This is a genomic window from Glycomyces terrestris (assembly GCF_003933745.1).
In the GTDB taxonomy this organism is placed as follows: domain Bacteria; phylum Actinomycetota; class Actinomycetes; order Mycobacteriales; family Micromonosporaceae; genus Glycomyces; species Glycomyces terrestris.
In genome coordinates, this window is the sequence record NZ_RSEB01000002.1 from 633,311 (window position 1) to 654,645 (window position 21,335).

Sequence of the window (21,335 nt, forward strand, 5' to 3'; positions counted from 1 at the left end):
AGGCGGGGTCTCGCTCAGTCCTCTTTGTTCTCGTCGCGCAGGCGGCGGTCGATGTCCCGGAGGAAGTCGGGGTCGTCGTCAGGGGCCACCGGGCCCCTGGGGTCCCTCGGTCCGCCGGTGCTCCCGGTCCGGCCCGTCCCCGGCTGCGGCCGCGGCGGGCGCGCCCGGCCGACGGAGAACCAGAGGACGCCGCCGGCGACCGGCACGAGCAGGATGATGACCACCCACCACGCGCGCGTGAGCTTCCGGGGACGGTGCTCGCCTCCAAGGCAGTCGGCGAGCGCGGCGATGACCAGCGCCAGGTGCGCCAAGAAGAGGAAGACGAACGCGCGGATCATGTCGTCAATCATGCCTGTCCCGCGCCGGCGGGACAACAACGGCTCGGGGGTGTTGCGCCCTCCGTGGTGTTACTCGATAGTAACTTCGTAGGATATAGTCGGCCCTAGGCTCAGGGTCGCGACACGGCCCTTGACGTAGGCTCGGCGGAGCTTGCGAGCCGTGAATGAGGCTGGACAAGAACGACCTCGGAGGTTGGTCTATGAACATCGTGGTTCTGGTCAAGCAGGTCCCGGACTCGGGACTCGCGAGACAACTGGACGCGCAGCTGCGGGTGGACCGCAACGGCGCCAACAACGTCATGGGGGAGCTCGACGAGTACGCCGTCGAAGCCGCGCTCCAGCTCAAGGAGGCCCACGGCGGCGAGGTGACCGTCCTGACGCTCGGCCCGGGCCAGGCCACCGAGACCGTCCGCAAGACCCTCGCGATGGGCGCCGACAAGGCCGTCCACATCGAGGACGACGCCGTCGGCGGCTCCGACGCGCTCACCACCTCCGCGATCCTCGCCGCCGCGCTCGGCCGCCTGGAGTGGGACCTCGTCATCGCCGGCGCCGAGTCCACCGACTCGAACATGGGCGTCATGCCGCAGCTCCTGGCCGCCCGCACCGGCGCCCCGGCCCTGACCGGAGCCCGCAAGATCGAGACCGACGGGTCCACCGTCACCGTCGAGCACCAGCGCGCCAACGGCTACGACGTGCTCAGCGCGGCCCTGCCCGCGATCGTCTCGGTCTGGGACACCATCAACACCCCGCGCTACCCGTCGCTCAAGGGCATCATGGCCGCCAAGCGCAAGCCGGTCGAGTCGCTGACCCTGGCCGACCTCGGCATCGAGGCCGCCGGCCCGGCCGCCGCGTGGAACGAGGTCGTGGACGCGGCCGCGCGCCCCCCGCGCACCGCCGGCCAGATCGTCACCGACGAAGGCCAGGGCGGGACCGCCCTCGCCGAATTCCTCGCCGCCGAGAAGTTCATCTAGGAGACCGCCATGACCGACATCCTCGTGTACGTACCGAACTCCGGCAAGCACGCCGCCGAGGTGCTCACCCTCGCGCGCTCCCTGGGCGACGTCTCCGCGGTGGCCTTCGACGACGCCGCCGCCTCGCTCGCGGGCGAGTACGGCGCCGCCAAGGTCTACCGGGTCGAGGCCCCCGGCGCCGACGACTACTTCGTCGACCCGAAGGCGACCGTCCTCATCGACCTCGCGCGCAGCGCGAACCCGGGCTTCTTCCTGCTGCCGAGCACCGACGAGGGCAAGGCCCTCGCGGCCCGCGTGGCCGTCGCGCTCGACAACGGCCTCATGACCGACGTCTCGGGCCTCGACGCCGACGGGACCGCGACCCAGGACGCCTTCGCGGGCGCCACGATCGTGAAGTCCAAGGCCACCAAGGGCTTCCTGCTCGCCACCGTCAAGGCCGGCGCCACCGAGCCCGCCCCGGCTCCGGGCTCGCCCGCGGTCGAGACCGTGAACGCGGCGGTGGCCGAGGCCGACCAGCGCGTCAAGGTCGTGCAGCGGGTCGACGAGCCCGCGGGGGACCGGCCGGCCCTGTCGGAGGCGCGCATCGTCGTCTCCGGCGGCCGCGGCGTCGGCTCCGCGGAGGACTTCGCGCTCATCGAGCGCGTCGCCGACGCCCTCGGCGGCGCGGTCGGCGCCTCGCGCGCGGCGACCGACTCCGGCTACTACCCGCACAAGTTCCAGGTCGGCCAGACCGGCACGACCGTGAGCCCGCAGCTGTACGTCGCGGCCGGCATCTCGGGCGCGATCCAGCACCGCGCGGGCATGCAGACCTCGCGGGTCATCGTGGCCGTCAACAAGGACGCCGACGCCCCGATCTTCGGCATGGCCGACTTCGGCGTCGTGGGCGACCTCTTCCAGGTCCTCCCGCAGGCCCTCGAGGAGATCGAGAAGCGCAAGTAGGCGAACGACCGGCGTGGCCGGGTCCCGCCGGCGGCGGGACCCGGCCACGCCGGTGTCGGGAGGTGCGCGGCCGGCACATGAGGGGGAATCGCGTGAGCAACCGCCCCCGGCTGCAACGGTGCCCGAGGGGTCTGACAGCGGGTGGATGCGGAAGCCGTTGTGCGCGAATGGTTCTCGGGTTCGTAGTCGCCCCCGGCTGTAACGGTGCCCGGCGGGTGTGACATCGAAGGGCGGGCTGGCGCGCTCGGCGGGATTCGGGGTTTGTGAGCGGGTGCGGAGGGCGGGATGTCCCGGCCACTGGTAGGCCGTCACTCGGTCGTAACAGTCGTGGGTTAGGCTTCCCGGAGCCTCTCGTTATATAGACCCTACAGATGATGTTGGAGGAATCCGCAATGGTCGCCTCAGCCGCCCCGATCGCCGCGCCTCGCGTGCTCGCCGACCTCCTGCCGGCTTCGAGCCGGGCCGCCGCGATCGCCCGCGACGCGGTGCTCGTCCTCGCCGGTGCCGGCGCCGTCGGCGCCTCGGCGCAGGTCGCGTTCACCATCCCGCAGATCAGCCCGGTGCCGTTCGTGCTCACCACGTTCACCGTGCTGCTCGTGGGCGCCGCCTTCGGTCCGCTGCGCGCGGGCCTGACCCTCGGCCTCTACCTCGCCGCCGGCGCCGCGGGCGTCCCGTGGTTCACCGAGGGCACCTCCGGCTACGCCATGCCGACCTTCGGCTACATCATCGGCTTCCTCGCCGCCGCCGTCGCGGTCGGCTTCCTCGCCAAGCGCGGCGGTGACCGCACCGTCCTGAAGACCGTGGGCCTCATGGTCGTCGGCAACGTCATCATGTACGCCTTCGGCGTCCCCTACCTCGCCGTCGCCCTCGACATGAGCGCCGCGCAGGCCCTCGACGCCGGCATGATCCCGTTCCTCGCCGGCGACTTCGTCAAGCTCGTCTTCGCCGCGCTGCTGCTCCCCGGCACCTGGTGGGCCGTCAACAAGTTCCGCTCCGCGGAATAAGAGGCGAGGTCGCCCGCGGAACAAAACGGCGCGGCCGCTGCACAAGTATACGAGACGCCAAGGGCGCCTTCGGTTCTCCGAAGGCGCCCTTGGCGTTCTCGCCTATTCGATCTCCCAGCCGATGCCCAGCGCGCCCGGCCTCGGCACCGGTTCGGCCAGTGCCACCGTTCGGTTCGGGCCCAGCTGGAGGTCGCCCGTCTCGCGCTTCTCCCGCTGGAGGCTCGACTGCGCGAAGCGGTACACGCGCTTCGGCACCGCGTCCGAGGAGAACCGCACCTGGAGCGAGTACTGGTCCACCGGGTACCGGAACGCGTTCCCGTGCCCGCTGGAGACGCCGCCGTTGCCCTGCACGACGATCTCGAACAGGTGCGTCGCGCCCTTCGGCAGCGGCGTGTCGAACACGATCTCCGCCAGCGCCACCGGCGCGTCGGGATGGCGCAGCACGTTCGGGACCGTGCAGTCGCGGACCGGCTTGAACTCGATGTCGTCGATGTCGCAGCCCGTGTCCCCGCGGTACAGCAGGATGTAGCGGTCCACGTCGTCGCGCCGCGCCCGCACCAGCATCGACAGCTCGAACACCGACTCCTGCCACTGCGAGTCCACGTGCACGATGACCTGCTGGCTGAGGATGTCGAGCGTGTGCTCGCGCGAGGCCGGCACCTGGTCGCACAGTTCGCGGACCGCGTCGCCGCCGAGGACCGCGTCAGGGCGGGGGAGCTGGCCGCGGATCGATCGGGGGCCGCGGGCCCGCTTGGGGCCCAAGAGCACCCGCAGGGACCCGGCCGGGAGCTCGAGGAGGTCTTCGAGGGCCGTCACCGCGGCGAGCGACTCGGCCCGCTCGGGGCGGGAGCGCCCGGACTGCCAGTAGCTCAGACTCGTCGTCGACACCGTGATCCCGCGCATCGAGAGGCGGTGGCGGATGCGGTCGAGGCCCAGGCCGCTGGTCTGGATCGCCACGCGCAGCGCGGTGTGGAACGGCCCTGCGCGGAGCGCTTCGGCGAGCTCGGGCGTCATCGGCACACACTTTCTCTCGACTCGGCTTGCGCGGTCTGTTCACAACCCGGTCCGGGGCGGCGACTCCTGTATACCGGAAAGGTAGGAGGATTCGTCAGATTCTATCGCGGCCCCACCAGCGGGTCCCAGGCCGACATCTCACCAGGCCGCCCGGGCCTTCCCACGGAGCGGAACGCGCCGCGCCCGCCGTCGCCGGCGGGCGTGACCCGCGACGCGCCGGTCACGGCCGGGCGTGAACCGAACGTAGACTGGAGAGGCCATGGCCTATCTCGATCACGCCGCCACCACGCCGATGCTCCCCCAAGCGCTCGACGCCTACGTGCGCACGGCCCGGTCCCTCGGCAACGCCTCCTCGCTCCACGGCTCCGGGCGCACCGCCCGCCGCACCGTCGAAGAGGCCCGCGAACGCATCGCCGAAGCCCTCGCCGCCAAACCCGGCGAAGTCATCTTCACCGGCTCCGGCACCGAGGCCGACAACCTCGCCGTTAAGGGCATCCACTGGGCCCGCCGCGCCGACGGGCGCAACCGCGTCGTCACCACCGCGATCGAGCACCACGCCGTCGCCGACGCCGTCGCCTGGCTCGGCGACCACGAGAAGGCCGACGTCACCGAACTGCCCGTCGACGAGGTCGGCCGCGTCGACACCGCCGTCCTCGCCGAACTCCTCGACGAGCGCGCCGCCGAGCTCACCGTCATCACCTGCATGTGGGCGAACAACGAAGTCGGCACCCTCCAGCCCATCGCCGAGATCGCCGCGCTCGCCGCAGCCCACGGGGTCCCCGTCCACACCGACGCCATCCAGGCCGTCGGCCACGTCCCCGTCGACTTCGCCGCCTCCGGCGCCGCCGCCCTCACCCTCTCCGGGCACAAGCTCGGCGGCCCCACCGGCACCGGCGCGCTCCTGCTGCGACGCGACGTCACCGCCGTGCCCCTCCTCCACGGCGGCGGCCAGGAGCGCGAAATTCGCTCCGGCACCCTCGACGTCCCCGGCATCGCCGCGCTCGCCGAAGCCGTCGTCCACGCCGTCGCCACCCAGCGCACCGAGGCGCAGCGCCTCGCGCGCCTGCGCGACGACCTCGTCGCCCGCATCCGCCGGGCCGTCCCCGACGCCGTCTACAACGGCGACCCCGAGCACCGCCTCCCCGGCAACGCGCACCTCTCCTTCCCCGGCTGCGAAGGCGACGCGCTCCTCATGCTCCTCGACGCCGCCGGAGTCGAATGCGCCACAGGCTCCGCCTGCTCGGCCGGGATCGCCCAGCCCTCCCACGTGCTGCTCGCCATGGGCGCCGACCCCGACGACGCCCGCTCCTCCCTGCGGTTCACGCTCGGCTGGCCCACCACCGAAGCCGACGTCGACGCGCTCGTCGCCGCCCTCCCCGAGGCCGTCCGCCGCGCCAAGACCGCCGGACTCTCGTAGCGACCCGTCCCCTGGTTACAGTTGAAGGCGTGAAAATGCGAGTACTGGCCGCCATGAGCGGCGGCGTCGACTCGGCCGTCGCCGCGGCCCGCGCCGTCGAGGCCGGGCACGACGTCACCGGCGTCCACCTGGCGCTGTCCAAGAACCCCCAGACCTACCGGACCGGGGCCCGCGGCTGCTGCACCATCGAGGACTCCCGCGACGCGCGCCGCGCCGCCGACGTCATCGGCATCCCCTTCTACGTGTGGGACATGGCCGAGCGCTTCCACGAGGACGTCGTCGAGGACTTCTACAGCGAGTACGCCGCCGGGCGCACCCCGAACCCGTGCCTGCGCTGCAACGAGAAGATCAAGTTCGCCGCCGTCCTCGACCGCGCCATGGCCCTCGGCTTCGACGCCGTCGCCACCGGCCACTACGCCCGCAAGGGCGAGGACGGCCTCCTGCGCCGCGCCGTCGACCCCGGCAAGGACCAGTCGTACGTCCTCGCCGTCCTCACCCCCGCCCAGCTCGCCCACTCGATGTTCCCCCTCGGCGACACCCCCAAGGACCAGGTGCGCGCCGAAGCCGAGGCCCGCGGCCTCGCCGTCGCCCGCAAGCCCGACAGCCACGACATCTGCTTCATCGCCGACGGCGACACCGCCGGGTTCCTCAAGAACCGGCTCGGCAGCGCCACCGGCGACATCATCGACCAGGCCACCGGCGAAGTGCTCGGCAGCCACGACGGCGCCCACCAGTTCACCGTCGGCCAGCGCCACGGCCTCGGCCTCAAGCGCCCCGCCGCCGACGGCAGGCCCCGCTACGTCCTCTCCATCACGCCGGTCGACAACCGCGTCGAGGTCGGCCCCCGCGAAGCGCTCCGCGTCGACCGCATCCGCACCGGCCGGCCCGTCTGGCTCGCCGCCGAGCGCACCGGCTCCTTCGAGGCCGAGATCCAGCTCCGCGCCCACGGCGAGGTCTACCCCGCCACCGTCACCGTCGAGGACGGCGGCCTCTCGGCCCGCCTCCACAAGCCCGCCTTCGGCGTCGCCGCCGGCCAGGCCCTCGTCGTCTACGACACCGACGCGGACGGCGACGCCGTCCTCGCCTCGGGGACCATCGATACCGCGCTCCGCGCGACGGAAGGCACGGCGGAGTCTTTGGAAGCCGCCGGTGTCTGACGCCGCCGCAGCCCTCCCGTCAGGCGTCGCGACCGGCGTCGGCTCCCTGCCGGGGACCGACATCGGCGAAGCCGTCAACGTCGTCTTCGGGGAACTCCCCGAATGGCCCCACCTGCCCGAGCTGCCCGCGCGCGGCCTCGGCGCCGACATGATCGGCCGCGGCGCGGCCCTCCTCGCCGGCCTGCCCGTCCAGTGGTGGGCCTTCCGCTGGGAGATCGCCGACCTGCCCGGCGTCGACGCCCGCCGCGCCGCCGACTTCCTCGAACGCGACCTGGACGCGCTCCTCGACGTGACCGCGACCGGCCCGGTGCGCCTCACCGCCGTCGGCCCGTTCACGCTCGCCGCGAACATCTGGCGCCGCACCGGCGGCGCCATGCTCGCCGACCACGGCGCGGTCGCCGACCTCGCGGCCTCCCTCGGGGAGGGCCTGCGGCACTTCATCGCCGCCGCCCAGGCCCGGATGCCCAAGGCCGCCTTGTCGATCCAGCTCGACGAACCGAATCTGCCCGCCGCGCTGGCGGGCCGCGTGAACACCGAGTCGGGGCTCGACTTCTACCGGCGGGTGCCCGTCGAGGTGGCCCGCGACCGGCTCCGCGAGGTCGCCGACGCCGTCGGCGTGCCCGTCGTCGTCCACTGCTGCGCGCCCGACGTGCCGCTGCGGCTCCTCCAGGAGGCCGGCGCGCAGGCGGTCTCGCTCGACCTGACGCTCCTCGACCTCGACGACGTCCCGCGCGTCGACGCCGTAGGGGAGTACCTCGACGGCGGCGGCCGCCTCATCGCCGGGGTCGTGCCGGCCCTCGGGCAGCCGCACCCGCGCCTCGACAAGACCGCCGCCGACCGCGTCCACGCCCTGTGGAACCGGCTCGGCTTCGCGCCCGAGCAGCTGCCGCGCCAGGTCAGCGTCGCGACCACGTGCGGCATGGCCGGGGCGAGCCCCGCCTACGCGCGCTTCGCGATGGAGGCGAGCCGCGAGGCCGCGAAGCGGCTCCACGGCTGACGCCTACGCCGCGCCGATGCCGCCCGGCGGCACGTCGCCCGTGCGCTCCTGCCACTCCTTCGTGGAGTTCAAGTGCGGGAACGGCTCCGACGGCACCGGCAGGCCGAGCGCGTCGCACAGCGGACCCCAGCCCGCGCCGGTCCTGAACTCGACCAGCCGCTCCGGCGGCACGGCCGCGCGCACCCGCTCGTGGTACCGGTCGTACGCGGCCTCGACGGCCGCCGGGTCGCCGCGGTCGGCCCCGTCGAACGTCTGCTCCCAGATCGCGTCGATCATGGCCCGCCACTCCGGGGAGGCGAACTCGCCGGTGTCCATGCCGGTGAAGATGGTGTCGTTGCAGCTCTTCCACCACGCGGCGAACGAGTCCCGGCGCGAGAGCAGGACGACCGCGTCCGGATATCGCTCGGCGAGCTCGGCGTAGAACGCCGAGGCCGGCCAGTCGACCGCCGCCGCGTAGCCGCCGAGCAGCCCGTCCCAGTCGACGGCCTCGCCGCGCGCGGCCGCCAGGAACCCGGCCGGGTGGGTGTCGAGGTGCTGGAACACCTCGCTCATGTGGTGGCACGGCGCCCCCAGGAGCGTCTCCAGGGCGTGCTTGAGGGTCATGGTCCCGGTGCGCGGCAGGCCCGCGCCGATCACTCGCAGCATCCTCCGAACCTAAGTGGACTTGTGTCGGCCGTGCAAGCGGCCTGCGTGAAATGTCCAGTACGGGTGTGCGAACGGCGGCGCGGACCTGCCGCGCCGCCGGCCCTAGCTCAGCTCGGAGTACAGCAGGTACGACTGCGAGGTCAGGTCGTCGCTCACCGGCCGCGCCGAGACGTCGGTGGCCGAGTCGCTCAGCGAGACCACGACCACGAGCCGGTCCACGACCTCCGTGTACTGGTACATCTCGTTCTCGAGCGTCGCGACGTACCCGGCCGTGGCCTCGGCGTCGATCTGCGCGATGTCGACGACCTCGTAGAGCCCCTCGGCCTCGTCGGCGGCCATCATCGCCGCCGCTCCGGCGACCGCGTCGTCGGGGGTGCGCCACTCGTACGTCTCGACCATCAGGTACCGCGTGCCGGGGCCGTAGTAGCCGCAGTGCAGGACCTTGTCGCCCAGGCCCAGCGCCGGGTCGAGCTCCTCGGCGTACTGCGCGGGGTCGTCGGCCACCACGCCGCGGTCGCCGCCCGCCGACGTCCCGAAGAACTCGGTCACCCCCGCGAGGTCGTACATGGCGCACGTGTCCCAGTGCCAGAACCCGCTCAGGTCGCCGCTCGGCGTCCACACCTCGGCGGACTCGCCGCCCTCGCCGGGCCGGTCGGTCCCGGCATACGCGTCGTCGTCCCAGTCGTCGTCCCAGTCGTCGGTCGAGTACGCGTCGAACCCGAGGTAGCACTCGTCGCCGGGCTCCTCCACGTCCGCCGCCAGGTCCGCGGCCCGCTGGTGGCCCCAGTTCCAGGCCATGAGGTCCCGCTCGACGGGGTGGTCCACCGGCGCGTAGTCCCCGCTGTGCAGCAGGCACGAGCGGTCCTCCGGCGGCAGCGCCATCAGCTCCGGCGCGGCGTCGGCCGACAGCTCCCCGAGGTAGTCCAGGTCCAGGTCGTGCTCGTGGTCGATGTTGTAGCGGGCGATGAGCGCGTCGGGGTTCGCCGCCGCCAGCCCCAGGAGCGCGAGCGCGCCCGAGGCGAGCACGGCGCGCGGCAGCCAGGCCGCCCGCAGCTTCCAGCAGCCCACCAGGACCAGCACGAACAGCACCGCGAGCCAGAACTCCACGGTCAGGATCCAGATCCGCAGCCGCGTCAGCCCGTACGTCTGGGTGTACGTGAACATCCGGAACGTCGCCGACGCGATGACCGCCAGCGACATGAGCGCGAGCAGCCCGAGCAGCACCCGCACCGTCCACCGGTCGCCCCTGGCCCGCTTCGGCGCCAGCCACGCGGCGATCGCGATGACCGCCAGCGACAGCACCGCCACGACGCTCAGCTGCCAGAAGCCGCGCCGCGCGTAGTCGGCGAACGTCAGGCCCGCGGTCTCCATGACGTAGTCCTCGCCGCCGAAGTACACCCGCAACTGCACGGCGATGAACGCCGCGAACAGGAGGTTCAGCGCGCCCAGCGGCACCGCCAGCTCGAAGCGCGACACCGTGCGGGGCTCGCGCTCGCCCGCCGAGTCCCACACGGGCCTCGCGGCCGCCGCGTAGATCCACGTGAGCACGACCGGCAGCAGGATCGCGGCCAGGATCAGCCGCAGGACGACCTCGGCCGGGTTCAGGTCCGGCAGGAGCCGCCCCACCAGGTCGGCGAAGGTCGAGTCGGCCGCGGCGAACAGTCCGCCGAAGACGAGCAGGAGGCACGCCGTGACGCCCGCGGTCCACAGCATCCGCATCGTGCCGGGGTTCCGCTCGTCCTTCGCGGGACGCCCGCGCTTGGCCCACTTGAAGGACTCGGCGATCCCCTCGAGCCAGCCGAGGCCGACCGCCACGATCGTGCCGCTGATCTTGCGCTGCGGCGCGAGCGCCAACGGTGTCAGTGCGAACGCGGCGAGCGCGCACAGCGCGACGACCCAGCCGGCGTCGCGGACCGCGGCCACCGACCACAGGGCCGCCACCAGCACCACCCCGGGCAGCCGCGGGAGCACGTCCTCCCCGGAGGTCACGAGCGGCACCACGACCATCGCGATCCCGGTGAGCGCCAGGCCGATCCCGACCCCGTCCCCGGGGAAGGCCGACCAGGCGCCGAACAGCGCGATCGCGAACGCGAGCAGGACCGCGCCCTGCGAGGCGCTCAGCTGCGGCCGGTGCCAGCGCGGGTTGGGGAGGATCATCTGCGGCTGCCGCGGCGGCGGGTAGTACGCCTGCTGCTGCTGGTAGTGGCCGTGCTGCTGCATGTGGGGGTGCGCGTGCGGCGCCGGCACGAGGACGCCCTGCTTGACGGGCGGCCGCTGCTGGGGCGGCGCCGGCTGCTCGGCGGGGCGCTGCGCCGCCGGGGCCTCGTCCGCGGCGGCGGGTGCGGCGGGGGCGTCGCCGGGACGTTCGCGGTGCTCGGGTGCCGGCTCCTCGCGGGGCGCCTCGGCCGGCTGCGCCTCGCCCGGGGCGCCGGGGCCCGGGTCGTCCTCGGATCGCGGCGCGGGGGCGGGTTCGGGTTCGCTCATTTTCGAGCCCCTTCTCATCGGAGGGGTTCCGACCATATCGTGGCGGGTCCACCCTGGGAAGTTCCCCAGTGGACAAGCGGTTTCCGGTGTCAGGAGATAACACTCCACAGCGGGGCGAATCTATGCGCTGCGTGAGAAGGCCCACTCGGTGCAACCGTGTGGTTCACTGGGGACGTGGATGCGCACGGCGGCGGACGATCGCTCGGGAACCGGCTCAACTGGCTCAGGGCCGGCGTGCTCGGCGCGAACGACGGCATCGTCTCCGTCGCCGGGATCGTCATCGGCGTCGCCGGCGCCACCGCCGACCGCTCCACGATCCTCGTCTCCGGCGTCGCCGGCCTCGTCGCGGGCGCGTTCTCGATGGCCGGCGGCGAGTACACCTCCGTCTCCACCCAGCGCGACACCGAGGCCACCCTCGTCGAGGCCGAGCGCCGCGAACTCCGCGAGGACCCCGCCGGCGCTGAGGACGAGCTCGCCGAGAACCTGGAGCGCCGCGGCCTGTCCGAGGGCACCGCCCGCGAGGCCGCCCGCGAACTCTCCGACGGCGACCCGCTGCGCGCGCACGCCCGCGTCGAGTACGGCCTCGACCCCGACGACCTCACCAACCCCTGGCACGCGGCGCTGTCGTCGTTCGTCAGCTTCACGTGCGGGGCGCTCCTGCCGCTGCTCGCGATCACGCTGCTGCCCGAGGGCGTCCGCGTCTGGGGCTGCGCGGCGGCGGTCGTGGCCGCGCTGGCGCTCACCGGCTACACGTCGGCGACGCTCGGCGGCGCGGCGCGGGGCCCGGCGATGCTCCGCGTCATGGGCGTGGGCGCGGCGACGATGGTCGTCACCTACGCGGTCGGCTCCGCCTTCGACATCGCGGCCTAGAGCCAGTTGTGGTGCTTGAAGACCCAGTACAGCAGGCCCGCCGAGGCCACCATCATCCCGAGGGCCATCGGGTAGCCGAGGGTCCAGCTCAGCTCGGGCATGTGGGTGAAGTTCATGCCGTAGACGGTCCCGACCAGGCCGGGGGTGAACAGGATGGCCGCCCAGGAGCTGATCTTCTTGACCTGGTCGCCCTGCTCGATGCTGGCGTGCGAGAGCTGGCGCATCTCCTCGTTCTGCGCCTGCGTGACGAGCGTGGAGTGCACGGTGAGGGCGTTCTCCAGCAGGGCCCGGAACGTGTCGGCGCGCTCGACGGTGCGCAGGACGTGGTCGAGCACGTCGCGCATGTCGCGCCGCAGCTCGATGTCGACGCCGTACTTGTCGTACCCGGCCTCCAGGGACCGGAAGATCCGCACCAGCGGGTGGGTGGCGCGCTGGAGCGCCATGGCCTCGCGGGCGACCTCGTAGATGCGGCGGGCGACGTTGGCGTCGTTCGAGAACAGCTCGTCCTCGATCTCGTCGATGTCGTTCTCCATCCCTGAGACGACCGGCTCGTAGCCGTCGACGACCTCGTCGAGGACCGCGTACAGGACCGCCTGCGGGCCGAGCGCCAGCAGCGGGGGGTCGGCCTCCAGGCGGCGCCTGACCACGGACAGGTCGGGGTTCTCGGCGTGGCGCACGGTGATGGCGAAGTTCGGGCCGATGAACAGGTGCACCTCGCCGAACTCGACCTGCTCGGTCTCGGCGAGGTAGCGGGCCGGGCGCAGCACGACGAATAGGATGTCGCCGTAGCGCTCCAGCTTGGGCCGCTGGTGGCCGGTGCGGGCGTCCTGGATCGCGAGGTGGTGCAGCTCGAACTCCTCGGCGACGGCCGCGAGCTCCTCCGCGGTGGGCCGGTACAGGCCGATCCACGCGAAGCCGCCGTGCTCGTGCAGGTCCTCGAAGGTCTGGTCCAGGGTCACGTGGTGCGACTCCCGGACGCCCTTGCGGTAGATGGCGCTGTCGACGATCGGCATGCGGCCAGTCTAGGGCCGCCGCGCGGCGCTCCCGCAGCCTCGCGAGGCGCGCTCACGTCAGGATCGCGTCAGGATTCGCGCAGCAGGTGCTCCACGGGCATCGTCAGGTACCGGTCGATGGTCGGCCCGACGGTCTCGGCCAGCTGCGCCTCGTCGAGCGACGCGAGCGGCTCCAGCTTGAGGATGTAGCGGGTCACGACCAAACCGAAGACCTGGGAGGCGATGAAGTTCGCGCGGACCGGGACGTGGTCGACCTGGTCGCCGAGGGAGGACTCGACGGTCTTGACGATGCGGTGCTCGAACAGCTGGCGGAGCACGAACGCCATGGCGGGCTTGGAGAGGCTGGTGCGCACCACGGCGAGGAGCTTGTCGTGGTGCGGGCCGTCCCAGATGGTCACGAACGCGTGGACGAGCCGCCGCCCCGCGCCCTCGACGCCGCCCTCCTTGAGGACGGCCGCGACCTCGGGGGCCGGGTCGAACGGGATCTCGATGGCGGCCATGAACAGCTCGTCCTTGGACCCGAAGTAGTGGTGGATGAGCGAGGGGTCCACGCCGGCCTCGCCGGCGATGCGCCGCATCGACACCGACTCGAAGCCCTCGTCCGCGAACAGCCGCCTGGCGGCGCCGAGGATCTCCGACCTCGTGTCGGGGTTCCCCGAGCGCCGCCCGGTCCGCTTCGTTCTCGCCACGTAACGACCTTAGTCGGTCCGCCGCCTGAGCGTCGCGGCTCCGAGCGCGGTTGCGAGCACGACCGCACCGGCGACGACCGCGAGGTCCGTCCACATGTCCGCGGTGACCTCCGGGTTGAGCCGGACCTCGGTGAGCGCCTTGACCGCGTACGTCAGCGGCAGCGCGTCGGAGACGCCCTGGAGCCAGCCGGCCATCTGGTCGGCGGGCCAGATGAGCCCGCACAGGAACAGCTGCGGCACCACGAACACCGGCATGAACTGGATCGCCTGGAACTCGGTGGTCGCGAACGCGGACACGAACAGCCCCAAGGCCATCCCGAGCAGCGAGGTGACGATGCAGATGAGGAACACCGCCCACGCGGGGCCCGCGGTGTCGAGGCCGAGGAACGCGAACGCGACGGTGGCGGCGACCGCGGTCTGCGCCGCGGCCGCCGTCCCGAACGCGATCGCGTAGCCGACGACGAGGTCGAGCTTCCCGGTCGGGGTGGTCATGAGCCGCTCCAGGGTGCCGCCGGTGCGCTCGCGGAGCAGCGTGATCGAGGTGATCATGAACATGAGCATGAACGGGAACGCGGCCAGCAGGATCAGCCCGGTCTGGTCGAAGACCTGCGGCGCCTCGTCCATGATGGCGCTGATCAGGGCGATGATGAGCGCGGGCACGGCGAGGACGAGCCCGACCGTGCGGTGGTCGTTGAGCAGCTGGCGCAGGATGCGGCCGGCCGTGATGAACGTGATCCGCGGCGACATCTCAGTTCGCCCCTTCGAGTTCGCGGATGAGGTGCAGGAACGCGGCCTCGAGGTTCGCGGCGCCGGTGGCCGCGCGCAGGTCGGCCGGGGTGTCGTCGGCGATGAAGCGGCCCTCGCGCAGCAGCAGGAGGCGGTCGCAGCGGTCGGCCTCGTCCATGACGTGGCTGGAGACCAGGAGGGTCGCGCCGCCCGCGGCGAGCTCGCGGAACTGGTCCCACAGCTCCTCGCGGATGACCGGGTCGAGGCCGACCGTCGGCTCGTCGAGGACGAGGACCTCGGGCTCGATCACCAGCGCGCACGCGAGCGAGGTGCGGGTCTTCTGGCCGCCGGAGAGGTTCCCGGCGAGCTTGTCGGCGTGGTCGCCCATGCCGACGCGCTCGATGGCGCGCATCGCCTCGCGGCGGTCGCGGCCGTACAGCGCCGCGAAGTAGGCGACGTTCGCCTTGACCGACAGGTCCCGGTAGATCGAGGCGTCCTGGGTCACGTACGCGACGCGGCCGCGCAGCGGCTTCGACCCGGCCGGCTCGCCGAGGACGGTCACGGTGCCGCCCTTGACCTTCTGGGTGCCGACGACGGCGCGGATGAAGGTGGTCTTGCCCGAGCCGGAGGGGCCGAGCAGGCCGGTGACGCTCCCGGCGGAGACCTCGGTCGAGACGCCGGTGAGGACGGGGCGCTTGCCGCGCTCGACCACCAGGTCGGTCACGGCGATCGCGGGGGTGGGCGGCATCGGGGCCTCCAATGAATTCAACGGATGATGAATTCACCGTAGCACGGGAATTCATCGCACGGTGAAATCCTACGCCCGCCGCCGCCCGGAGGCACGGGAAAAGACCGGCCCCGCGGTCGCAACCGCGGGGCCGGCCCTATCGGAGGGTGAAAGCGCTAGAGGACGCCCTTGCGCCAGGGGCCCCAGATCGCGACGGTGCGGCCGGGCTCGGCCCGGTCGCCGCGCGCGGAGCCGCGCAGGTTCGCGAAGAGCACCGCGCCGTCGGGCGAGAACGCCGCGCCGCTCCACACGGCCGCGCCGTCGTGGCCGGCGAGGTCGAACACCTCGCCCTCGCGCGTCAGGCCCCGCAGCACCGGCGCCTCCCGGCCCGTGCCCTCGCACAGGACCAGGCTTCCGGCCGGGGACGGCGCGATCGCCTCGGGGAACGGCAGCAGCGCCGCGTCCGGCGACTCGAACACCAGCTTGAGGGTGCCGCCGCGGAGGCCGCGCGGGCGCAGCTCCCACAGCTGGCCCTCGCCTTCGTCGCCGCCCGACACCGACGCGGCGTACACCGCGCCGTCGGCGGCGAAGCAGCCCTGGAGCCGGCCGAACACGGCCGCCCCGCGGGCCCAGCCCTGGTCGAACACCGCGTACGGGTCCGCCTCGGCGCCGGCGGGGTCCGGGTCGTCGATGTCGACCCACTCGACGTACACGCTGCGCCCGGCGCGTCGGCCGCTGCGCGCGTCGGCGTTCCACTCGCCCGCGAACTTGAGCATCTGGAGCCGCCCGCCCTCGGCCAGGCGGCCCGGGGCGTCCGGCACGAACCGGTAGAACCCGGCCGAGTGCTGGTCCTCGGTCAGGTACACCGCGCCGGTGCGCGGGTCGACCGCGGCGCCCGCGTGCACGAAGCGGCCCAGCTCCTTGAGCGGCAGCGGCTCCGACTCCTCGTCCGCGGCGGACGGGACCTCGAAGACGTAGCCGTGCGGGGCCTCCCAGCCCGCCGCCGTCCCGGCCGCGGACTCCTCGCACGCGAGCCACGAGCCCCACGGGGTCGGCCCGCCCGAGCGGGTCGCGACGGCGCCCGACAGCGACCGCCGGGCCGCCTCGAGCGCGAACTCGCCGTCCTTCCAGGACACCGCGAGCGTGGTCGTGCCGCCGGAGGCCAGCGGGTCGTACCGGTGCTTGGCGTCCTCGGGGGCCGCGTCGGGGACGCCGACCGCGCCGTGGCCGCGCACCAGGCGCCACTCGCCGCGCCGCCCGGTCGGGAAGCACGCCAGGCCCCCGTGCGCCGGCGGCGTCGCCGAGCCGTCCGCGAGCGGCGCGCCCGCGACGGAGCACACCGCGAAGTCGAAGCCCTCGGGGAGCCGCAGCGTCTGCGAGAAGCCCGACGCCGGGTCGAGGCGGGTCAGCTCGCGCAGCGGCCCGTAGCCGCCGTTCCCGGGCGCGGTGCGCGCCCGCCGCCCGTCCTCGGCGCGCGCGGCCCGGACCGCGAGGCCCTCCACCGCGGAGGACGCGAAGCCCCCGCCCGCCGCGGCCGCGCCGCGGCGCAGGAAGCTGCGGCGGTTCGAACCTTGCAGAGTCACCAAGACCTGGGCTCCTTCTCGCGGAGGTGGGCGGGGGTGGGTACCGGGCTGATCATCGCGGCCGAAAGGGTGTGGAAGGCAATCAGGACATGAACGGAAAGTGACCGGTTGCATAAGGCTTCGACCTCCGCGAAACGTCGGCCCCGGCTGACACAATGGGGCCGTGAGCACGACTGACGCCGAAGGAACCGACCGCACCGACGACCCCGAGTTCGAGCGGGCCCGCGCCCGCGTCGAGGAGCTCGCCCCGGAGATCACCGCGCACCGGCGCCGCTACTACGAGCAGGACGCGCCCACCATCTCCGACAGTCAGTTCGACGAGCTCATGCACGAGCTGATCGACCTCGAGACCCGCTACCCGGAGCTGAAGAAGAACGACTCGCCCACCGAGCAGGTCGGCGTCTTCTCGCAGGCGTTCGCCCCGGTCCGGCACCTCGAGAAGCTCCTCAGCCTCCAGGACGTCTTCAGCACCGACGAGGTCCGCGCCTGGGCCGACCGCATCACCGCCGAGGTCCCCGGCGAGCGGTACCTGTGCGAGGTCAAGATCGACGGCCTCGCCGTCGACCTCGTCTACGAGCAGGGCCGCCTCGTCCGCGCCGCCACCCGCGGCGACGGCGTCACCGGCGAAGACGTCACCGCGAACGTCGCCACCATCGCGGCCGTCCCGCAGCGCCTCGCCGGCGCCGACGGGTTCCCCGTGCCCGAGCTCCTCGAAGTCCGCGGCGAGGTCTACTTCCCGACCGCCGACTTCGAGCGCCTGAACGAGGCCCAGGTCGAGGCCGGCAAGGCCCCGTTCGCCAACCCGCGCAACGCCGCCGCCGGCTCCCTGCGCCAGAAGGACGCCGCCAGGACCGCCGAGCGGCCCCTGTCGTTCATCGCCCACGGCCTCGGCGCGCTCCGCGGCTTCGCGCCCGACTCGCAGTCCCACGCCTACGCCGCGCTCGACGCCTGGGGCCTGCCCGTCAGCCCCTACTGGCGCGTCGTCCCCACGATCGACGAGGTCTTCGCCTACATCGAGGAGTTCGGCGAGCAGCGGCACTCCCTCGTCCACGAGATCGACGGCATCGTCGTCAAGATCGACGACATCGGCGTGCAGCGCCGCCTCGGCGCCACCAGCCGCACGCCGCGCTGGGCCGTCGCCTACAAGTTCCCGCCCGAGGAGGTCAACACCCGGCTCCTCGACATCAAGGTCTCCATCGGCCGCACCGGCCGCGCCACCCCGTACGCCGTCCTCGACCCCGTCCGCGTCGCCGGCTCCGAGGTCGAGTTCGCCACCCTCCACAACGCCGACCAGGTCAAGGCCAAGGGCGTCCTCGTCGGCGACATCGTCGTGGTCCGCAAGGCCGGCGACGTCATCCCCGAGATCGTCGCCCCCGTCGTCGCCGCCCGCACCGGCGACGAGACCGAGTTCGTCATGCCCGAGCGCTGCCCCGAGTGCGACCACGTGCTCGCCCCGGCCGCCGAGGGCGACGTCGACCTGCGCTGCCCCAACGGCCGGTCCTGCCCCGGCCAGCTCCGCGAGCGCCTCGCCTACCTCTCGGGCCGCTCCTGCTTCGACGTCGACCGCATGGGCTACATCGCCTGCTCGGCCCTGGTCCAGCCGCTGGAGCCCGCCGAGCCCGTCCTCACCGACGAGGGCGGCGTCTTCGACCTGCGCATCGAGCAGCTCCTGCCGATCAAGGTCGTCGTCCGCGACCCCGACACCGGGCTCCCGAAGATCGACGAGAAGACGCAGGAGCAGAAGGTCGTCACCTACTTCGCGAACAAGGACGGCGAACCGAAGAAGACCGCCGTCCAGATGCTCGAGAACCTCGAGGCGGCCAAGCGGCAGCCGCTGTGGCGCGTCGTCAACGCCCTCTCGATCCGCCACGTCGGCCCCGTCGCCGCCCAGGCGCTCGCCGAGCACTTCGGCGACCTCGACCGGATCGCGAACGCCGACGAGGCCGAGATGGCCGCCGTCGACGGCGTCGGCCCCGTCATCGCCGCCGCCATCAAGGACTGGTTCGCCGTCGACTGGCACCGCGAGATCGTCGAGCGCTGGCGGGCGGCCGGCGTGCGGATGCAGGACGACGCCCCGGACCCGTCGGAGGCGCTGCCGCAGACCCTCGAAGGCGTCACGGTGGTCATCACCGGCGGCATCACCGGTTACACCCGCGAGGGCGCGGCCGCGGCCGTCAAGGCCCGCGGCGGCAAGTCGACCTCCTCGGTCTCGAAGAAGACCGGCGCGGTCGTGGCGGGGGAGAAGCCGGGGTCGAAATACGACAAGGCGGTCGAACTCGGCGTGCTCATCGTGCCCGGCGAGGACTTCGACCGCCTCCTGGAGGAGGGCCTGCCGGCGTTCGTAACGGAAAACGACGAGATCGAACCAGAATGATCACAACTCGGTAACGATCCGTATTCCATTCGGGGGGGAAGCTCGTTAGAACCAGGCAGAGTCATCTCGTGGAAGCCTGCCCCTGCCGCTCGCGGCGCGGACCGGCCCGCCCGCAGGGGCCGCCGGGTCCGAATTCGACCTCGGGATACCCTGCCGCCGCCGTGCGGAGAACGGTTTCTGTCACGGACATGTCGCGCCTGGTCACAAGTGTGCCGCATGTGCCCCCAGCGTTGTCTGGGAGCGAAAATCGCGATATGACAGAGGAGTCGGCCACCACCGGCCCGAGGTGATTCTGGCGCGTCGCCGCGGAACGGTGTGGCAGTGGGAGGAGCGATATGGCCACGACGCTCATGCGCAACACTGCGCCCAAAGAGCATCCAGGCCGGTACTACGGCTTCATGTCGGCGGTCGCCGTGGCGGCGATCGTCGGCGCCGGTTACACCGCCGCGCGCTCGGGCGCGTTCGAGGGCGGTCTCCTCAGCGTGCCCTTCGCGTTCTGGCTCGTCGCCGGGCTCGCGCTCATCGCCGAGTTCCGCCCCACCCGCTGGGGCGGGCTGTGGATGTCGCCGATCGCCTCGATCTACCTGGTGTACGTGCTCGCCACCATGATCACCTGGGGCTTCCTCCCCGCCCTGGTGGTCCAGTCCGGCGCGATCGTGCTCCTGTCCGTCCAGATCCAGTCCTCGGCCTGGCGGATGATCTTCAACGTCTCGCAGCAGGGCTTCGCCCTCTGCGTCGCCTGGAACGTCTGGAACGCGATCGCGCCCTCCCCGGCCTGGTCGGGCTCGGCCCTCCAGCTCCTGGCCGTGTTCGCCGCCGGCACCGCCTGGACCCTCACGAGTTCGGCGCTGGTGGCCGTCCGCCAGAGCCTGCGCACCGGCATCGGATGGGGTGACCTCACCTTGCAGTGGCTGAGAAGCGAGTGGGCCCTGCGCGCCACCCAGGTCGCCATCGCGCCGATCCTCGCGACCGCGGCGATGTCCTCGTGGTGGCTGGTGGCCGCCTCGGCGATCCCGATCTTCAGCGTCTACCGCATCCTCCAGACCGCGGCCGACCGCGAGCGCGAGGCCGACCACGACCCGCTCACGGGCCTGCTCAACCGCAAGGGCTTCCAGCAGGTCGTGGACGGCAAGCTCGCGGACGCGGCCGAGACCGAGACGGCCGTCGCGGTGCTCATCCTCGACCTCGACCGCTTCGCCGACGTCAACTCCGCGCTCGGCCACGAGGTCGGCGACCAGCTCCTGGTGGAGCTCGCCAAGCGCTTCACGACCGACATCCCCAAGGGCAAGAAGATCGCGCACCTCGGCGGCGACGAGTTCGCGTTCGTGTGGTCCGAGCTCGACGGCATGACCGACCCGATGGAGTGCGCCCGCGAGATCCGCGCCCGCCTCGACGCGCCGATCGTCCTCGGCGACGTGAGCCTGGAAGTGGACGGCTCGGTCGGCATCGCGGTCTTCCCCGACGACGGCGCCGACTTCCAGACCCTGTTCCGCCACGCGGACATCGCGATGTACGAGTCGAAGCAGCGCGCCGGGTCCTACACCCGCTACGGCGCCGAGTTCGACCACCACTCGCCCGAGCGGCTCCACCTCCTCGGCGACCTGCGCCGCGCCCTCGACCACCCCGACGCCCCCGGCGTGAACCTCTTCTACCAGCCGCAGGTGCGCCTGGTCGACGGCGAGGTCGTCGGCGCCGAGGCACTGTTGCGCTACAGCCACCCCGAGCGCGGCGTGGTGAACCCGGCCGAGATCATCGAGACCGCCGAGCACTCCTCGGTGATGCGGATGCTCACCGAGCGGGTGGTCGACATCGCGCTGCGCCAGCTCCGCTCCTGGCGCGAGTCCGGCTACGACCTGCGGATGGCCGTGAACGTCTCGGTCCGCGACCTCCAGTCGCCGGAGTTCACCGACTTCCTGACCGAGCGCATCGACGCGTACGGCGTCAACGCCAAGCGCCTCCAGCTGGAGATCACCGAGTCGGCCCTCATGGCCGACCCGCGCCGCGTCCTCCAGAACGTGCAGCGCCTCTCCGACCTCGGCGTGGGCATCAGCCTCGACGACTTCGGGACCGGGTTCTCCTCGATGCAGCACCTGCGGCGCCTGCCGGTCACCGAGATCAAGATCGACAAGTCGTTCGTGACGACCCTGTGCGACGACCCCGACAACGCCGCGATCGTGAACACCGTGATCGACCTGGGCCGGGCCCTGGACGTCGAGGTCGTGGCCGAGGGCGTCGAGGACGAGGGGGTCCGCAAGCAGCTGGAGGACTGGGGCTGCCACGCCGGCCAGGGCTGGCACTTCGCCAAGCCGATGAGCGCCGACGCGTTCGAGCGCTGGATGGCCGATCAGCGCAAGAAGAACTAAGGGCCACAAGGGAGTTCGCGCGGA

Annotated in this window: 18 protein-coding genes; 9 read left to right on the plus strand and 9 right to left on the minus strand. The window is 72.5% G+C overall.

Features of this window, described 5'->3' with window-relative positions:
- Positions 1–14 precede the first annotated feature (14 nt).
- Positions 15–338, minus strand: a complete 324-nt coding sequence (locus EIW28_RS08425) for a PLD nuclease N-terminal domain-containing protein (protein WP_158630330.1) — start codon at positions 336–338, stop codon at positions 15–17.
- A gap of 200 nt (positions 339–538) precedes the next feature.
- Here EIW28_RS08425 and EIW28_RS08430 point away from each other — a divergent pair, with 200 nt between their 5' ends.
- The 3 genes from EIW28_RS08430 (at position 539) to EIW28_RS08440 (ending at position 3,252) form a co-directional block, all read left to right on the plus strand.
- Positions 539–1,309: an electron transfer flavoprotein subunit beta/FixA family protein gene (locus tag EIW28_RS08430; protein WP_125247249.1), complete on the plus strand. Its 771-nt coding sequence runs from the start codon at positions 539–541 to the stop codon at positions 1,307–1,309.
- A 9-nt stretch (positions 1,310–1,318) separates the two neighbouring features.
- Entirely contained in the window at positions 1,319–2,248 is a 930-nt protein-coding gene (locus EIW28_RS08435) for an electron transfer flavoprotein subunit alpha/FixB family protein (RefSeq protein WP_125247250.1), read from the plus strand.
- A 392-nt stretch (positions 2,249–2,640) separates the two neighbouring features.
- Positions 2,641–3,252: a biotin transporter BioY gene (locus EIW28_RS08440; RefSeq protein WP_125247251.1), complete on the plus strand. Its 612-nt coding sequence runs from the start codon at positions 2,641–2,643 to the stop codon at positions 3,250–3,252.
- 102 nt (positions 3,253–3,354) lie between these two features.
- Here the strand turns inward: EIW28_RS08440 and EIW28_RS08445 are convergent, their stop codons facing one another.
- Entirely contained in the window at positions 3,355–4,266 is a 912-nt protein-coding gene (locus EIW28_RS08445; protein ID WP_125247252.1) for a hypothetical protein, read from the minus strand.
- Between the two features lie 259 nt (positions 4,267–4,525).
- Here EIW28_RS08445 and EIW28_RS08450 point away from each other — a divergent pair, with 259 nt between their 5' ends.
- Genes EIW28_RS08450 through EIW28_RS08460 form a run of 3 tightly spaced genes read left to right on the plus strand, consistent with a single transcriptional unit; the run spans position 4,526 to position 7,837 of the window.
- Complete coding sequence (locus tag EIW28_RS08450) at positions 4,526–5,683, plus strand: cysteine desulfurase family protein (protein WP_125247253.1); 1,158 nt, start codon at positions 4,526–4,528, stop codon at positions 5,681–5,683.
- A 35-nt stretch (positions 5,684–5,718) separates the two neighbouring features.
- Positions 5,719–6,840 (plus strand): tRNA 2-thiouridine(34) synthase MnmA, encoded by a 1,122-nt coding sequence (gene mnmA, locus EIW28_RS08455; protein WP_125247574.1) that lies wholly within the window; start codon positions 5,719–5,721, stop codon positions 6,838–6,840.
- Complete coding sequence (locus EIW28_RS08460; protein WP_125247254.1) at positions 6,833–7,837, plus strand: uroporphyrinogen decarboxylase/cobalamine-independent methonine synthase family protein; 1,005 nt, start codon at positions 6,833–6,835, stop codon at positions 7,835–7,837. Before mnmA ends, EIW28_RS08460 begins: the two co-directional genes overlap by 8 nt.
- Before the next feature lie 3 nt (positions 7,838–7,840).
- On the opposite strand, the gene EIW28_RS08465 is transcribed toward EIW28_RS08460, so the two are convergent.
- Both EIW28_RS08465 and EIW28_RS08470 read right to left on the minus strand, forming a co-directional pair.
- Positions 7,841–8,482 carry a sulfotransferase family protein gene (locus EIW28_RS08465; protein WP_125247255.1) on the minus strand — a complete coding sequence of 214 codons (642 nt, stop codon included), beginning with the start codon at positions 8,480–8,482 and terminating at the stop codon, positions 7,841–7,843.
- A 102-nt stretch (positions 8,483–8,584) separates the two neighbouring features.
- A complete protein-coding gene (locus EIW28_RS08470; RefSeq protein WP_158630331.1) occupies positions 8,585–10,966 on the minus strand; it encodes a DUF4153 domain-containing protein in 2,382 nt (793 codons plus the stop codon).
- A 174-nt stretch (positions 10,967–11,140) separates the two neighbouring features.
- Between EIW28_RS08470 and EIW28_RS08475 the strand changes: the two genes are divergently transcribed.
- Complete coding sequence (locus EIW28_RS08475; protein WP_232013852.1) at positions 11,141–11,836, plus strand: VIT1/CCC1 transporter family protein; 696 nt, start codon at positions 11,141–11,143, stop codon at positions 11,834–11,836.
- Here the strand turns inward: EIW28_RS08475 and EIW28_RS08480 are convergent.
- The 5 genes from EIW28_RS08480 to EIW28_RS08500 form a co-directional block, all read right to left on the minus strand.
- Entirely contained in the window at positions 11,833–12,849 is a 1,017-nt protein-coding gene (locus tag EIW28_RS08480) for a magnesium and cobalt transport protein CorA (protein ID WP_125247258.1), read from the minus strand. The genes EIW28_RS08475 and EIW28_RS08480 overlap by 4 nt on opposite strands.
- A 68-nt stretch (positions 12,850–12,917) precedes the next feature.
- A complete protein-coding gene (locus EIW28_RS08485) occupies positions 12,918–13,538 on the minus strand; it encodes a TetR/AcrR family transcriptional regulator (protein WP_125247259.1) in 621 nt (206 codons plus the stop codon).
- Positions 13,539–13,547: 9 nt separating this feature from the next.
- On the minus strand, positions 13,548–14,285 hold the full coding sequence (locus EIW28_RS08490; RefSeq protein WP_125247260.1) for an ABC transporter permease: 738 nt from the start codon (positions 14,283–14,285) through the stop codon (positions 13,548–13,550).
- 1 nt (position 14,286) lies between these two features.
- On the minus strand, positions 14,287–15,012 hold the full coding sequence (locus EIW28_RS08495; protein ID WP_125247261.1) for an ABC transporter ATP-binding protein: 726 nt from the start codon (positions 15,010–15,012) through the stop codon (positions 14,287–14,289).
- Positions 15,013–15,167: 155 nt separating this feature from the next.
- On the minus strand, positions 15,168–16,574 hold the full coding sequence (locus EIW28_RS08500; RefSeq protein WP_197717151.1) for an alkaline phosphatase PhoX: 1,407 nt from the start codon (positions 16,572–16,574) through the stop codon (positions 15,168–15,170).
- A gap of 163 nt (positions 16,575–16,737) precedes the next feature.
- On the opposite strand from EIW28_RS08500, the gene ligA reads away from it, so the two are divergent.
- Both ligA and EIW28_RS08510 read left to right on the plus strand, forming a co-directional pair.
- Positions 16,738–18,948 carry an NAD-dependent DNA ligase LigA gene (ligA, locus tag EIW28_RS08505; protein WP_125247263.1) on the plus strand — a complete coding sequence of 737 codons (2,211 nt, stop codon included), beginning with the start codon at positions 16,738–16,740 and terminating at the stop codon, positions 18,946–18,948.
- 335 nt (positions 18,949–19,283) lie between these two features.
- Positions 19,284–21,311, plus strand: coding sequence for a putative bifunctional diguanylate cyclase/phosphodiesterase (locus tag EIW28_RS08510; RefSeq protein WP_125247264.1), 2,028 nt, complete (start codon positions 19,284–19,286; stop codon positions 21,309–21,311).
- Positions 21,312–21,335 lie beyond the last annotated feature (24 nt).